The organism is Ruegeria sp. F5 (assembly GCF_056533845.1).
Window position 1 is genome coordinate 244,835 of sequence record NZ_JBQFOU010000007.1, and the last position, 15,126, is coordinate 259,960.

Sequence of the window (15,126 nt, forward strand, 5' to 3'; positions counted from 1 at the left end):
CATCAGTTCCAGATGCGGGCCAGCGCGCCGGGCAACTGGTCGAAGGTTTCAATCATGCAGGTGGCCGAGGTCAGGGCCACCGGGTCGTGATAGCCCCAGGACACGCCGATACCGCGCACTCCGGCCGCGGCGGCCATATCCATGTCATAGCTGGTATCGCCGATCATCACCGCATTTGCGGCCTCGACCCCGGTTTCGGCCAATGCGGTTTCCACCATCGAAGGGTGCGGTTTCGACGGGTGGTGATCGGCAACCTGCTGGGTCACGAAATAGCGCTCCAGCCCATGCGCCTCGATCAATGCGTCCAGGCCGCGCTGAGATTTGCCGGTCGCCACGCCCAGCAGAATTTCCGGCACAGCATGCAAGGCTTCGATTGCCTCGCGCGCGCCGGGAAAAAGCGGAGAACTGCCAACGCCCAATTCCAATCGGTAGGCATGGAAGGCCTCTTTGTAGCCTTCGACCAACCGCGCCTGCACCGCGTCAGACTGTTCCGGCGCAAGCCGCGCGATGGCCTGTGGCAGCGACAGACCCACAATCGACAGGATCGCGTCCCGGGACGGTGCCGTAACCGAGGACGCCTGAAAGCTGGTTGTCATGCAATAGACGATGCTGCCCTGACTGTCGACCAGCGTGCCGTCGACATCGAACAGGACCAGCCGCAAAGGTGCGCTCATTGCAGTTCCTCGAACGGGTCGTCTGCGGCCAGATCCTCGGTCCAACCGAAGGTGTCCCAGCTGTTTTTCATATGTTCGGGCAAAGGAGCTTCGATGGTGATCTGTTTGCGTGTCATCGGGTGCTGAAAAGACGCGCGCCGCGCGTGCAGATGCAGCTTCTTGCTGATGATGCCGCCCAACTGCGCGCCCCAGCCATCGCCAAGGTTTTCCTGACCCGAACCACCATATTTCCCATCCCCGATGATCGGATGCCCGATGGCGGCCATATGCGCCCGCAACTGATGGGTGCGCCCGGTGATCGGCTCCATCGCCACCCAGGCCGCCCGGCCCGCGACGCGGTAGAGCGTGGCATAGTGGGTGTGGGCGCGTTTTGCGCCTGGCGTGCTGTCGATCTCGTCCATAAGCACGGGGATCATCTTTTCGCCCTCGCCGTGCTTGCCGTGACCGGGGGCCTTGACCAGACCCGTCTTGATCTCGCCCAGATACGGCGTAGGAACGCCAGCGACCAAAGCCCAGTAAATCTTGCGGGTATCGCGGTGGCGGAAAGCGGCGGTCAGGCCCTTGGCGGCCTCACGCGTGCGGGCCAGCAGCAGAACGCCCGAGGTATCCTTGTCCAACCGATGCACCAGACGCGGGTTTTCGTCGTAGCCAAAGCGCAGTGCCTCGGACAGGCTGTCCACATGCCGGGTCTGCCCGCTGCCGCCCTGCACCGGCAGGCCCTGCGGTTTGTTCAGCGCCAGAACGTGATCGTCGCGATAGATCACGCAGGACTGGATCATCTTGGCATCCGCATCTGATATGCGACGCTTCACCTCGGCCGGCTTGTGATCCGCATCCGGCAGCGGCGGAACCCGCACGACCTGCCCAACCTCAAGCCGGGTCGAGGCTTTGGCCCGGCTGCCATCGACACGCAATTCGCCCTTGCGGCACATCTTTTCGATCCGGCCCTGACTGACATGCGGGAACAGGCGGCGCAGCCAGCGATCGACACGCTGGTCCCCGTCACCTTCCGCAACCGTAATCATCTGCACGCCACTCATGCCATTGCCCCTTGCACCGTGCGGCCACCCCGCCCGGATTGCACCTTTGCCAGTGTCCCAGAAAACATGCGCGTCTGTGGCCCGCTGGAGGCGAAGAGTCAAGCCGGGCCTACCGCGCGTTCCGCTGCGCCCGCAGTTTCGAGAAATAATCCAGCCGCTTCTTCAACTCGCGCTCGAAGCCGCGTTCGACCGGCTGATACAGTTCTGGCCGCTCCATCCCATCGGGGAAATAGTTCTGGCCGGAAAACCCATCTTCGGCATCGTGATCATAGGCATAGCCCTTGCCATATCCCTGATCCTTCATCAGCGAGGTCGGCGCGTTCAGGATGTGCTTTGGCGGTGGCTCGCTGCCCGATTGCTTGGCCAGCCGCATCGCGGCCTTGTAGCCCACATACGCCCCGTTCGATTTCGGCGCCAGCGCCAGATAGACCAGCGCCTGCGCCAGCGCCAACTCGCCCTCGGGCGAACCGAGGCGTTCGTAAGTCTCCCAGGATTGCAGGCAGATCGCCTGCGCCTGCGGATCGGCCAGCCCGATATCTTCGACCGCCATCCGCGTGATCCGGCGCGCCAGATAGCGCGGGTCCTCGCCCCCCGTCAGCATCCGGGCAAACCAATAAAGCGCTGCGTCCGGGTCCGACCCGCGCACCGATTTATGCAGCGCCGAGATCAGGTTGTAATGCTCATCCCCCGACTTGTCGTACTTCGCCGCGCGCCGCATCAGGCGGGTCGACAGCGCATCCGGGTCCAGCGGGGCGTCGGTCTTCCAGGCCGAGACCTGCTCGATCAGGTTCAGCAGCGCCCGCCCGTCGCCATCGGCCATTTCCTGTAATGCATCCCGCGCCGCAGGGGTCAGCGGCAGGGCGCGGCCCAGCTCCTTTTCGGCCCGCTGGGTCAACCGTTCCAGATCGCTCAGGCTGAGGCGTTCCAGCACCAGCACCTGCGCGCGGCTGAGCACAGCGGCGTTCAATTCGAACGAGGGGTTTTCGGTCGTGGCCCCCACCAGCAGGATGGTGCCATCCTCCATATGCGGCAGAAACCCGTCCTGCTGCGCCTTGTTGAAGCGGTGGATTTCGTCCACGAACAGCAGCGTGCCCTGCCCGTTCTGGCGGCGGATTTTTGCGGCCTCAAAGACCTTTTTCAGGTCCGGCACACCGGTGAAAATCGCGCTGATCTGCACGAAATGCAGGTCGGTTTCCTGCGCCAGAAGCCGCGCAATCGTCGTCTTGCCGACACCGGGCGGCCCCCAGAAAATCAGGCTCGACAGGCTGCCCGAGGCCAGCATGACGCCCAGCGGCGCGTCCGGGCCCAGCACCTGACCCTGCCCGATCACCTCGGCCAGCGTTTGCGGCCGCAACCGGTCAGCCAGCGGGCGGTGCGGGGCCGGTGCGGGCTCGGCGGCCCCGGTATCGAACAGATCGCTCACGGTATCACAGACGGAACCGCAGCGACATGGTGCGACTGCCGCGCTGAATATCCATCTGTACCCTGCGCCCCGGATCAGTCAGCGCGTCCACCACATCTGCGGGGCGCTGCATGTCGTCGCCATTGATGGCGCTCAGCACATCCCCGGCCCGCAGCCCTGCGCGCGCGCCGTAAGGGCCGGGATCGACAACGACGACGCCGGTTTGCGACAACAACAAGCCCAAGCGACTGATCACCGCCGGATTGACACCCGAAACCGTCAGTTCCGGCAGCACGGTTTGGTCATCCAACGTCGTTTCCTCGGCCGCCGGGGTTTCCGGCGCCTTGATCAGAGCCACCTCAACCTCGTCACTCTGTTCACCGCGCAGCCGGGTCAGGACCGAGGTTCCGCCGACCCCTGCAACGGACATGCGAAACTTCATCTCAGCGGGCGAGTTGACCTCATCCCCATCCACATGGGTGACCACATCGCCAACCCGCAGGCCCGCATCGGCCAGCGGGCTGAGGTCGTGCAGATCGGAAATCACCACGCCAAGCGGAATGACCAGACCCAGCGACTCGGCAATATCGGCGCTCATGTGCTGGCCCGACATGCCGGCCCAGGGGCTGACGAAGGCCTCGTTACCCGCCTGCGCCTGCCGCAGGAACTCGGCCACCAGATTGGCGGGGATGGCGAACCCGATCCCGTTCGACCCGCCCGAACGCGTGAGAATCGAGGTGTTGATCCCGATCAGATCGCCGTTCACATCAATCAGCGCCCCGCCCGAGTTGCCGGGGTTGATCGCCGCATCGGTCTGAATGAAATACCCCCGCGCATTCCCTGTGGCCGTCCCCGTCCGCGCCAGCCCCGAGATGATGCCCGAGGATACCGTCTGTCCCACCCCAAACGGGTTGCCGATGGCCAGCGCCAGTTCCCCGACCTCAACCTGATCTGAATCGCGCAAGGTCAGGTAGGGCAGATCGTCGGCCTCTTCCAGACGCAGAATGGCGATGTCGCTTTCCTCATGGCCCAGAACGACCCTGGCGGAAAACTCGCGGCGGTCGGTCGTCACGACGCGAATCTCGGTCGCCGAGCCCACCACGTGATAGTTGGACACCACATAGCCGTCCTCGGACAGGATTACGCCCGAGCCCAGCGAGTTCTGTACCCGTTGCTGCGGCTCGCCAAAGCCCCGGCCAAAGAAGTCGCGAAAGAACGGGTCCGAGAACAAGGGCCGCGCGCGTCCCTGCCGGACGATCTTGGCATAGATATTCACAACGGCGGGTGCGGCGTCTTTCACGACTGGCGCAAAGCCCAGCGAAATCTCGGCCTGTGACTGGGGCACCCGGGTTTCCGCATGGGCGATGGATGCACAGGCGAGGGAAAAGGCGAAAAGGGTCGCGCGAAACATTCAGACCTCAAACTTCTAAGACCTGTTGGATATGCGTCCACACGACCCGTAATGCAATGGTGGTTTACCCGTCCAGCGGCGCGTGCAGGCGCGTGCCCTCGGTGATGATCCCGCCCCGGTTGCCGATCTCGATGGTGCCATAGCGCTGCCGGAACACCTCGGGCAGTTCCCGATCACCGTCCGGAGACAGCCACAGCCGCAGCAGATGCCGCCGCTGGGCCGGGTCGGGCCAGTCGACAAAGCCGGTGCGGTCATGCAGTTGCGCGTGATTGTAAACAAACTGCATGTCCCCGGGTTGCAGCCGCATCAGCAGGTAAAGCTCGGGATCATTGGCCAGCGCATCGAACCTGTCCAGCGCGGCCACGTGGTCCGGCGTCAGGCGCATCGCCTTTGGGAACCTCTGGGCGCTGTCGATATATTGCCGCTGGTAGAACACGGTCAGCTTGCCGTCATGCCAGCAGAAGGGCGGGATGGTCATGAAGGGCTGCATCCCTTCGGGAACCTCGCCCCGGCGGTCGGTGGCAATCGGATCGAACAGCCGGGCCAGCAGGTCCGGGCATTCAGCGCGCATCCGGTTGTAGATCGCCTCGGCGCTGACAAGCAGCGAATCCCCGCCTTCCTTGGCCTCGCGCAGGCACAGCAGCCCGACAATATCGGCGCTGTCCGTGTGGAAGGTCTGGCGCTCGTGGGTCTGGTAAATGCGGGTATTCGGATCACTGGCATCCGCGCCGACGTCGCGCACATGGCCCAGAATATGGCCCTGCGCGTTCTGCGACCGGGCCGAGCCCAGATGCGCGCCCACGCCGCAAAAGATCGTCGCCGCCATTTCCTGTGTGTAGCGCTGAACCGGCAATCCCCTGATAACCTCGAACCCGATGCCGTTGATCAGCTTGTCGCGCAGGGTTTCCAGATGCCCGCCGAAGCCGGCAAGCGGGAAATCGGCCCTGGTAATTTCCCCGATATCGCGCCCCAACGCCAGATAGTGCCGGGCGGCCTGTTCCAGATCGTCAATATCGGCCTGGGTCAGATCGACGATCCACTCGTCCTGCCGCGCGGCCATCTCGCGCCCGGTCCAGACCGATGGGCCTGTCAGTTCGCCCGGGATTTTCGAAAGCACGTCTGTCATATCGCCCTCCTCGTTTGCGGTTCAGAGTCGCGCGGGGATGGGCGGGTTTCATCGTCTCAAATCATCGGAAATCGCCCAAAAACGACATTAACGCCTTCAATCGGGCGACCCTTGTCAGCGCGCAAGGCAAATCACTCGGCCACGGACCAGTCCGGGCCGGGGTCATATTCCGAAATTTCCGCCGCGCGGTCCAGCGTTTCAGGGCCAAAGTCAGCCTCATAGATGATCCCGTTCTCGCCGATCAGGAACGTGTGGATGCCGGTCTCGCCATATTCTGCCGGAACCGCCAGCAAAGCGTGCCCGGCGACCATGTGATCGCCTGCGAAATAGGAATGTGCACCGCCGGGCGCATTGTCGCCCTGCCCCTGCAGGATGGTGTAGTAATAGCCCAGGAAGGGTTCCGGTTCGTAATCCTGTTCCCCGTCGCTCCACCCCGAGGCCGCGGCCCGGGCCAGGGCGGCCCCGACAAGGCTGTCCTCACCCGGCCAGAACAGCCCGTCGCGGGTGTCAGAGTCCGAGATGATCGCGCGCGCGAACTCCATCACGCCGTCGCGATTGTGATCGACCAGCCGGAACGCGGCCTGCAGATCGACATAGGCTTCGAGCAGGTCCATCACATCCAGCTCATTCAATCCGATCTCGCGCGCGGCAAGCTCTTCTATCCCGGCGTCCAGATCGAATTGCCACTGCGCGCCGTCCCGCGTGATCGGGATCGGGAAGGGCCAGCTGTCTTCGCCCATCAGGACGACGACGCCGTTTCCATCGGGCTGGAAGCGATAGCCATCGGCATACATGGCCAGAACCTCTTGCCGGCGGGACCGATCCTCATCAGCATCGCCGGTTGCCAGCAGGTCTTCGGCGTCGGGCCCGAAAATCTCGAGCAGTTTGCCGTGATCTTCCGCTTCCAGCGCGGCGACAAAGGCGTCCAAAGCCGATTGCGGCGTATCAAATTGCGCGCCGTCGGACAGCGCTGGCCCGGCAATTGCGAAAACGAAAGCGGAGGAAACCAAAATCTTGCGCATCTTACCGTCTCCGCTTTCCTTTGGACGCATGTCCCCGGTTCGAGGCCGAGCGCGTTTTGTGACCCGAGGCTTTCTTTTTCATGGCCTGCCCTTTTTGGGCCGAGGGCTTGCGTTGCGCCGCAGCCTTCTTGGCCTGAGGCTTTTGGGCCGTCTGCGCGTTGCGCTTCACAGGCTGCTTCGCCGTGTCTGGCCGCTGTTTGGTGCGGTCTATCGCGTTTTGCTTGGCTGCGGCCTTGTCCCGATCCACGCCACCGGGATTGAGCGGTGGCAGCTGCTTTTTCGCGCCGTCGCGATTGGCCAGCGCGCCGCCCGCGACCGCACCGGCCCCAGCCCCGGCGGCCAGAGCGGCGGCCCCCGCCCCATCCCGGCTGATATCCGCAGCACCGGATTCCCGGCTGAGCTTGGCGCGCAATTCATCCGTACGCCCATCGGGCCGGTTCACAGGCAAATCACCGCGCCCGCCTTCGGGCCGCTTGTGATCAGCGATCTTGTCGCGCGCATCCTGCTGGCGCCCGGGGTCGGGGTTCCAGCCAATATCGGTCCGGTCGCCCAGATCGATCTGATTACCGATATTGACGTTGCCATCCACATCGATGTCGATATCGGGGTTTCGGATGATGGGATTGCCATTCCAGCCGCCGCAATTCCGGCAGCCCCAGTAATCGTACCAATCGTCGTCATCGTCGAAGATCTCATCAATCAGCGCGACGGTGCCAAAGGTCAGCAGGGCCGCGCCGATCACATCTCCGGTTGATGGCCCGGTATAGACCGTCTGGTAATCATATTGCGGCACATAGACGGTTTCGGGGTTGGTCGGAACAATCGTGACGGTGTCATCCTCGGCCACTTCGACGGTCTGTTCCTCGCCCGAGACAAGCGCACCGCTGTCAATCGCCTGATCCCGCATGACCTGAACAGCATTCATCACGTCGTCGGATTGGGCCAGCATCGCTGTGCCCATGGTTTCAGTCCAGTCGATATGCGTTGCCATCTGGCCCACAACCTCGGGGAAGGCCGTCGCCAGAACGGTAACCGACGGGTCCCACCCCATCGCCTCAATCTCGGGCTCCAACTCGACCGGGTCGCGGTCGGCGTTGTCCAGCAGATAGCGTTCCGCCTTGACGATTTCCAGCGGCTGCGTGGCCGCAACGAATATCTGGATCAGCAGCGTGTCGGGATAAAGCGCGACCGGGGCAACCAATGTCTGAAGCTCGGCATCGGTCAACAACTCAGCCGAGGCATCGTCTGCTGCGCCTTCGGTCGCCTCCCCAGACGTTTCCTGAGCGTAAAGCGCACTGCCTGCGCCGATCAGAAGCGCAAAAATCAGAAATCTATACATATTGCGATCCTTCAATTTCTTCAAAGATCGCCCAAGTTTACGATTCTGGCAACACGGCGCAAAAAACATCGCCGCGCGAAAAAGAAAAACCCCCGCACCGCATGGTACGAGGGTTCCGAGTTTACAGACTATATAAGTCTTATTCTTCTGCAGCCTCTTCGGCGGCAACGCGGGCCTTGTCAGCCGCGCCTTTGGCGTCGACGTCACGATCCACGAATTCGATGATCGCCATCGGAGCCATGTCGCCATAGCGGAAGCCCGCTTTCAGGATGCGGACGTAACCGCCCTGACGCTCGGCGTAGCGGGGGCCCAGAACCTCGAACAGCTTGGTGACGTCTTTGTCTTCTTTCAGCTGCGATGCGGCCTGACGGCGGGCGTGCAGGTCGCCGCGCTTGCCCAGCGTGACCAGCTTTTCGATGATCGGGCGCAGTTCTTTTGCCTTGGGCAGAGTCGTCTTGATTTGCTCATGCTCGATGAGCGAGCCGGCCATGTTCGCAAACAGCGCCTTGCGGTGCTCATGTGTGCGGTTCAGGCGGCGGTAACCACGTGCGTGACGCATTTTCTAGTTCCTTCTTTCGCGTTTTGCTTTGTCTGACCGGCGATGCGTGTCACCGGCTCTCCTTGGGGCGGAAGTGCCCGTTTTGTCCCCGGCAGATCCGGGCATTTGGGAAGACGCGCTTAGAACGCGTCTTCGAATTTCTTCGCCAGATCTTCGATGTTGTCGGGCGGCCAATCCTCGACATCCATGCCGAGGTGCAGACCCATGCCGGACAGCACTTCCTTGATCTCGTTCAGCGACTTGCGGCCGAAGTTCGGGGTGCGCAGCATCTCGGCTTCGGTCTTCTGGATCAGGTCGCCGATATAGACGATGTTGTCGTTCTTCAGACAGTTCGCCGAACGGACCGACAGTTCCAGCTCGTCCACTTTCTTCAGCAGCAGCGGGTTGAACTCCAGACCATCGTCCTCGTCCTGGCGGCCAGCCGATTCCGGCTCGTCGAAGTTGACGAAGATCGACAGCTGGTCCTGCAGGATACGGGCGGCATAGGCCAGCGCGTCTTCCGGCGTGATCGAACCATCGGTTTCGATCTTCAGGGTCAGCTTGTCATAGTCCAGAACCTGACCTTCACGGGTCGGCTGAACGTCATAGGCGACCTTTTTGACCGGCGAATAGATCGCGTCGATCGGGATCAGGCCGATGGGCGCGTCTTCGGGCTTGTTCTTTTCGGCCGAGACGTACCCTTTGCCGGTGTTGACGGTCAGTTCCATGAACAGGTCGGCGCCATCGTCCAGGTGGCAGATGACGTGATCGCGGTTCAGAACCTCGATACCTGCGCTTTCGCTGATGTCGCCTGCTGTGACAACGGCGGGGCCTTTGGCATTGATCGACAGGCGTTTGGGGCCTTCGACTTCCATGCGCAGCGACACGCCTTTCAGGTTCAGGATGATGTCGGTGACGTCTTCGCGAACGCCCGCGACGCTCGAGAATTCGTGCAACACGTTGTCGATCTGAACGCTGGTGATGGCCGCGCCTTGCAGGCTGCTCATCAGCACGCGGCGCAGCGCGTTGCCCAGGGTCAGACCAAAGCCACGCTCCAGCGGTTCAGCAACCAGGGTTGCCTGACGCGCGGGATCGTTGCCCGGCTTGCCGTCCAGTTGGGTCGGCTTGATCAATTCTGCCCAATTTTTGTGGATCATGTAATCCCTCCATTCCTGTCCGCGCCCCATGACCAACAAGGTGCAGACGCCCGAGGTTCAAAATGACGTGCTGGGGCCGTGCAAAAACACAGCCCCAGCCAAATTCGAAATCGCTTAGACGCGGCGGCGCTTCGGCGGGCGGCAGCCGTTGTGAGCGATCGGGGTCACGTCGCGGATCGACGTGATGTTGAAGCCCACGGCAGCCAGCGCGCGCAGCGCCGATTCACGACCCGAACCGGGGCCCTGAACTTCGACTTCCAGCGTCTTGACGCCATGTTCCTGCGCCTTCTTGCCTGCGTCTTCCGCAGCCATCTGCGCGGCATACGGAGTAGATTTCCGCGATCCTTTGAAGCCCATGGTACCGGCAGACGACCACGAGATGGCGTTGCCCTGCACGTCCGAGATCAGGATCTTGGTGTTGTTGAAGGTCGAATTCACATGGGCAACGCCCGATGCGATGTTCTTGCGCTCTTTGCGCTTGATGCGAGTCTTGTCGCGTGCCATCGGTCAGACCCCCTCTTATTTCTTCTTACCGGCAATGGCCTTTGCGGGGCCTTTGCGGGTACGAGCGTTGGTGTGGGTGCGCTGACCGCGAACCGGCAGGTTGCGGCGGTGACGCAGACCGCGATAGCAGCCCAGGTCCATCAGGCGCTTGACGTTCATCTGAACTTCACGACGCAGGTCACCTTCGACGGTGTAGTTGGCGTCGATATGTTCACGGATGGCCAGAACTTCGGCATCCGACAGTTCGTTGACGCGACGGGTCGCATCAATGCCCACGGCTTCGCAGATCGCGTTGGCCGAGGTGTTGCCGATACCGGTGATATATGTGAGGGCGATAGGTACCCGCTTTGCAGTCGGGATGTTTACGCCGGCAATACGTGCCACGTGTCACTTTCCTTTTCGTTGCGGTTCCGTAGCTCCAGAACCTTTTTTCACAACGCCTAACCGTGGCAGTGCCGCCAGAGGGTCCAGCATTATTCGAGGTGGTCGGGGCGCAGGGGACGAATCCCGCACGCGGTCTTGATTCCCTTCAGGGATGGGGGTCGATATGGGCTTTTGGCACCGCCGTCAAGCCCATATTGGAATCAGCACAGAATAGCCTCGATCGAAGCTGTCACTTCCTTGATATCCGCCAGCCCGTTCACCGGGCGCAGATCGCCTTTGGCATAGTAGTAGCCAATCAGCGGCGAGGTCTTCTTGTAGTATTCCATCAGCCGCGTGCGCAGGCTGTCTTCGTTGTCATCCGCCCGGCGGACGTAGTCGTTTTCCTTGCCGCAATTGGTGCATTTGCCATCGGCAGGGATCGGCTTGGTGATGTCGTTGTAGACCTCGCCGCAGCCGCCGCAGGTCGACCGTGCGGTGATACGACCCACCAGCGCATCGTCGTCCACCCGCATCTCGACCACGGTGTGCAGGGACTGGCCCAGCTTGGTCAGCAGCGCCGACAATGCGTCCGCCTGTGCCAGCGTGCGGGGGAAGCCGTCAAAGATGAAACCGGCACCGGTTTCCGAGGTCAGCTTCTCTTCGATCAGACCGATCACGATCTCGTCGGTGACCAGCTTGCCCGCATCCATGATCGCGGCGACCTTCTGGCCCATCTCTGTTCCGCTGGTCTTGGCCTCGCGCAGCATGTCGCCAGTGCTCAGTTGCACCATGCCCCGGGTTTCAACCAAATGCCGCGCTTGCGTGCCTTTGCCTGCCCCCGGGGGGCCGAGAAGAATGATGTTCATCGACGAGCAGCTCCCTTTCTGCCGCGTTTCTTGCCTTTGCCGCGCAGCTGGGACTTTTCGATCAGCCCTTCATATTGATGCGCCAGCAGGTGGCTCTGGACCTGTTGGATCGTGTCCATGGTCACAGAGACGATAATCAGAACCGAGGTGCCGCCGAAATAGAACGGGATGGCAAACTGGCCCCGCAGAATTTCAGGCAGCAGACAGACCGCCGCCAGATAGGCCGAACCCAGAACCAGCACGCGGTTGACCACGTATTCCAGATACTCGGCGGTTTTCTTGCCGGGGCGAATGCCGGGCACAAAACCGTTCTGCTTTTTCAGGTTGTCCGCCACATCGTCCGGTTTGAACGACACGTTGAACGTGTAGAAATAGGCGAAGAACACGATCATCGAGGCGAAGAACAGCAGGTACAGCGGCTGTCCGGGACCAAAGTTGGCCAGCAGCCAGGACATCACCGGGCCGTTCGCAGCCCCCGACGAGAAGGTCGAGATCGTCACCGGCAGCAGCAGCAGCGAGCTGGCGAAAATCGCCGGGATCACGCCCGCAGGGTTCACCTTGACCGGCAGGTGGCTTGAGCCGCCTTCGTAGACTTTCATCCCGGCCTGACGGCGTGGGTACTGGATGTGGATCTTGCGCAGGGCACGCTCCATGAACACCACAAAGGTGATCACGGCGATGACCATGACGATCACACCAACGATCACGGCGGGGCTGATCGCACCGCTGCGTCCGCTGGCAAAGAACTGCGCCAGTGCAGCCGGAACCTCGGCAATGATGCCGACGAAGATGATCAGCGAGATACCGTTACCGATGCCGCGCGCGGTGATCTGTTCACCCAGCCACATCAGGAACATGGTGCCGCCAACCAAAGTTATCATGGTCGACATGCGGAAATACAGCCCCGGATCGGTCGCCAGATCGCCTGATTCCAGCGAGACCGCCAGACCATAGGCCTGAACCGTGGCCAGTGCCACGGTGCCGAAACGGGTGTATTGGTTGATCTTCTTGCGGCCCTGCTCGCCCTCTTTCTTGAGTTGCTCAAGCGCGGGAACCATCGAGGTCAGCAGCTGCACGATGATCGAGGCCGAGATATAGGGCATGATCCCAAGGGCAAAGATACCCATCCGCCCCAGCGCCCCGCCGGTGAACATCGAAACCATGCCGCCGATGCCCTGCCCCGCCTGCTCCATGAACTCGCGCAGGGCCTGCCCGTCGATCCCCGGCACCGGAATGAAGGTGCCCAGACGATAGACGATCAGCAAGGCCAGCGTGAACAGGATGCGGTTGCGCAGATCGGTGGCTTTGCCCAAAGCAGCCCAGCTTGTGTTGGCTGCCATTTGTTCTGCTGCTGATACCATAAATCGGTCTCTCTTATGAAAACACCGCCCGGAACCGTTTTCCGGCTCGGGCGGCGTCTTGGAAAACTCTGTGGTCTATGTAAGCGGGTCTTGGCCCGCTCACAAGCGCTTACTCTGCCGCAGCAGCTTTTGTGACCGTCAGTGAACCGCCCGCTTTCTCAACTGCCTCAACGGCAGCTTTCGAAGCACCGGTAACTTCCAGGTTCACCTTGGCGCTGATTTCGCCTTTGGCCAGAACGCGGATACCGTCCAGCTTGCGACGGACCAGACCGGATGCAACCAGAGCGTCTTCGGTGATCGCAGCTTTGGCGTCCAGCTTGCCGGCGTCGACGAATTTCTGGATCAGGCCCAGGTTGATGACGGCGAATTCCTTGCGGTTCGGCTTGTTGAAGCCACGCTTGGGCAGGCGCTGGTACAGCGGCATCTGGCCGCCTTCGTAACCATTGATGGCCACACCCGAACGGGATTTCTGGCCTTTGATACCACGGCCACCCATTTTACCCTTGCCCGAGCCGGGACCACGGCCAACGCGGGTCCGTTTCGGTGCAGCGCCGGGATTGTCGCGCAATTCATGCAGTTTCATATCGCTTCTCCTAAGCCGGATGTGACCCCCGAAGCGTGATGGGCCAACCACGGCGTTTCTTGGTTTTGATTCTCGTGGACGGAAATCCACCGGAGCGCCTTACAGCGTTGCGCATCCCGTTGCAAGGTTTGTTGTGAACCGCGTCGCCCCAAACGCAAAAGAGGTGCCGGATCGGGCACCTCTTTTTTTTCGTGAGCGGTGGGTAGTCTCAAGAGCAATAAGCATGCTCGCGTGCGATGTCGGCGATATCGCAACGGCGAATGCCGATATCGTCCAGCTCGCGCGTGCTCAGCTGCTGCAGCTCGGTATAGGTGCGGTGGTATTCGGCAGCACGGGCGCGGGACGCCTTGATGCGCTCGACCAGCGCGGTAAACCGGGCGCCGAAGTTAAAACCGTTATGTGTCAGAGTAGCTGTATGTGCCATATCTCATTTCCTTTCTGTGTCAGGGCGCATTCCCCAACGATCACTTTTTTGTTCCTTGTTTGGACAAGGTGGAGATAGGCCCATACGATATCGCTAACAACTGCGGTTTTGGGTCTAGCCGATATGCAGTACGGGAATGTCGGGGACATGGTTTGCCAATACAGGGCGGTATCCGCTGTGCGACGGACCCCGCCCTATCCGGCATGAGCATAAGCCTTGGACGTCTATATTTTTTCCGAATTCAGCCAGGCCTGGGCCAGGGCCTCGGCCCGGGCTATTTCGTTCGCGGTCATCGTCTTCGATACGTTGTAGAGATGCTTCGCCATTAACCCGGCTTGCTGCTCGGTCGCAATTCTGAGCCACTTATAGGCCTGAATTTTGTCCTTCGGCACGCCGGTCCCGTTCAGATGCATGTAGGCCAGATCATGCTGTGCGAAAGCATGGCCACGCTGTGCTGCGCGCTCATACCACTTTGCAGCCAGGCCGGGATCGCGGACGACACCCCATCCATTATCGTGAAAAACGCCCAATCGATATTGCGCTTCTGTCACATTCTGCTCAGCCGCTTTCTGATACCTGATCGCGGCCTCTGTATCATCGCGTTCAAATCCGTGCCCATACTCGTACATCATACCCAAAGCATGTTGTGCCTCCGGATCTCCGGCCTGAGCAAGGGGTTGCCATTCATCCAGCGCCAGCTGGATTTCTCCGGCCCGGAAGGCCTTGAGCCCGAGTTCGAAATCAGCCGCCAAAACGGGTGCGGATAAACATATCAATGCAAGGGTCATGAGAGATGCAGCTTTGTCGCTTAATCTCTGGCAAACGTTGGTTAAGCTTTTCTTGGTCTCCGGCATCAACTTATCCCCTCCGCACTTGGGTCAGGCAATGGATCAAGGAGTGCTTTCAACCATAGGACAGGGCCGGAGACATAGGAAATCACGAATACTGGCGCGTGGTTCCGATGGATTGCGAGGATGCAAAACCGGGTCGGCGCGGTTGAACGGCTGTCCTTAAGAACCTCGGTGCGCCGTGTTGCGGAAACCGGCGACAAACAGGAAAACTGCCGATCGGAAACGAAAAACGCCCCCGACCACGTCGGAGGCGTTTCTTTGTTCTGCGAATTGCGCTTAGCCGCGCTCTTCGATGATCTCGACCAGATGCGGGATCTTGTTGACCATGCCGCGGACCGAAGGGGTGTCCTCCAGCTCACGGGTCTTGTGCATCTTGTTCAGGCCCAGGCCGATCAGGGTTGCGCGCTGTTCGGCGGGGCGGCGGATCGGCGAGCCGATCTGCTTGACGACGATGGTTTTTGCCAT

General features: G+C 61.3%; 17 protein-coding genes. All 17 read right to left on the reverse strand.

The features are described from left to right. Positions 1 to 2 precede the first annotated feature (2 nt). Positions 3 to 674, reverse strand: a complete 672-nt coding sequence (locus ACR0K1_RS13240; RefSeq protein WP_480851009.1) for an HAD-IA family hydrolase — start codon at positions 672 to 674, stop codon at positions 3 to 5. After that, positions 671 to 1,714, reverse strand: a complete 1,044-nt coding sequence (locus ACR0K1_RS13245; protein ID WP_480617141.1) for an RluA family pseudouridine synthase — start codon at positions 1,712 to 1,714, stop codon at positions 671 to 673. Before ACR0K1_RS13245 ends, ACR0K1_RS13240 begins: the two co-directional genes overlap by 4 nt. 109 nt (positions 1,715 to 1,823) lie before the next feature. Beyond that, entirely contained in the window at positions 1,824 to 3,137 is a 1,314-nt protein-coding gene (locus ACR0K1_RS13250; RefSeq protein WP_480617142.1) for a replication-associated recombination protein A, read from the reverse strand. A gap of 4 nt (positions 3,138 to 3,141) precedes the next feature. After that, positions 3,142 to 4,527: a trypsin-like peptidase domain-containing protein gene (locus tag ACR0K1_RS13255; protein WP_480851011.1), complete on the reverse strand. Its 1,386-nt coding sequence runs from the start codon at positions 4,525 to 4,527 to the stop codon at positions 3,142 to 3,144. Positions 4,528 to 4,591: 64 nt separating this feature from the next. Beyond that, positions 4,592 to 5,653 carry a TauD/TfdA family dioxygenase gene (locus ACR0K1_RS13260; RefSeq protein ID WP_480851013.1) on the reverse strand — a complete coding sequence of 354 codons (1,062 nt, stop codon included), beginning with the start codon at positions 5,651 to 5,653 and terminating at the stop codon, positions 4,592 to 4,594. A 131-nt stretch (positions 5,654 to 5,784) separates the two neighbouring features. Then, entirely contained in the window at positions 5,785 to 6,675 is an 891-nt protein-coding gene (locus ACR0K1_RS13265; RefSeq protein ID WP_480851015.1) for a DUF2950 family protein, read from the reverse strand. Between the two features lies 1 nt (position 6,676). Further along, positions 6,677 to 8,014 carry a DUF3300 domain-containing protein gene (locus ACR0K1_RS13270; RefSeq protein ID WP_480617146.1) on the reverse strand — a complete coding sequence of 446 codons (1,338 nt, stop codon included), beginning with the start codon at positions 8,012 to 8,014 and terminating at the stop codon, positions 6,677 to 6,679. 139 nt (positions 8,015 to 8,153) lie between these two features. Beyond that, positions 8,154 to 8,573, reverse strand: a complete 420-nt coding sequence (gene rplQ / locus ACR0K1_RS13275) for a 50S ribosomal protein L17 (RefSeq protein WP_480617147.1) — start codon at positions 8,571 to 8,573, stop codon at positions 8,154 to 8,156. A 119-nt stretch (positions 8,574 to 8,692) separates the two neighbouring features. Further along, positions 8,693 to 9,709, reverse strand: coding sequence for a DNA-directed RNA polymerase subunit alpha (locus tag ACR0K1_RS13280; RefSeq protein WP_170377644.1), 1,017 nt, complete (start codon positions 9,707 to 9,709; stop codon positions 8,693 to 8,695). A gap of 114 nt (positions 9,710 to 9,823) precedes the next feature. Continuing rightward, a complete protein-coding gene (gene rpsK / locus ACR0K1_RS13285) occupies positions 9,824 to 10,213 on the reverse strand; it encodes a 30S ribosomal protein S11 (RefSeq protein WP_170462414.1) in 390 nt (129 codons plus the stop codon). 15 nt (positions 10,214 to 10,228) lie between these two features. Then, complete coding sequence (rpsM, locus tag ACR0K1_RS13290; RefSeq protein WP_480617148.1) at positions 10,229 to 10,597, reverse strand: 30S ribosomal protein S13; 369 nt, start codon at positions 10,595 to 10,597, stop codon at positions 10,229 to 10,231. 200 nt (positions 10,598 to 10,797) lie between these two features. Beyond that, complete coding sequence (locus tag ACR0K1_RS13295; protein ID WP_480851018.1) at positions 10,798 to 11,442, reverse strand: adenylate kinase; 645 nt, start codon at positions 11,440 to 11,442, stop codon at positions 10,798 to 10,800. After that, positions 11,439 to 12,803 (reverse strand): preprotein translocase subunit SecY, encoded by a 1,365-nt coding sequence (secY, locus tag ACR0K1_RS13300; protein WP_480617150.1) that lies wholly within the window; start codon positions 12,801 to 12,803, stop codon positions 11,439 to 11,441. The genes ACR0K1_RS13295 and secY overlap by 4 nt, the downstream gene beginning before the upstream one ends. Before the next feature lie 109 nt (positions 12,804 to 12,912). Further along, positions 12,913 to 13,386, reverse strand: a complete 474-nt coding sequence (gene rplO / locus ACR0K1_RS13305; RefSeq protein ID WP_480617151.1) for a 50S ribosomal protein L15 — start codon at positions 13,384 to 13,386, stop codon at positions 12,913 to 12,915. Positions 13,387 to 13,594: 208 nt separating this feature from the next. Further along, the gene (locus ACR0K1_RS13310; RefSeq protein ID WP_480617152.1) at positions 13,595 to 13,810 is read right to left on the reverse strand and encodes a DUF1127 domain-containing protein; all 216 of its coding nucleotides are present in this window, start codon (positions 13,808 to 13,810) and stop codon (positions 13,595 to 13,597) included. Between the two features lie 224 nt (positions 13,811 to 14,034). Next, the gene (locus ACR0K1_RS13315; protein ID WP_480851021.1) at positions 14,035 to 14,664 is read right to left on the reverse strand and encodes a tetratricopeptide repeat protein; all 630 of its coding nucleotides are present in this window, start codon (positions 14,662 to 14,664) and stop codon (positions 14,035 to 14,037) included. 273 nt (positions 14,665 to 14,937) lie between these two features. Next, positions 14,938 to 15,126, reverse strand: coding sequence for a 50S ribosomal protein L30 (gene rpmD, locus ACR0K1_RS13320; protein ID WP_008757946.1), 189 nt, complete (start codon positions 15,124 to 15,126; stop codon positions 14,938 to 14,940).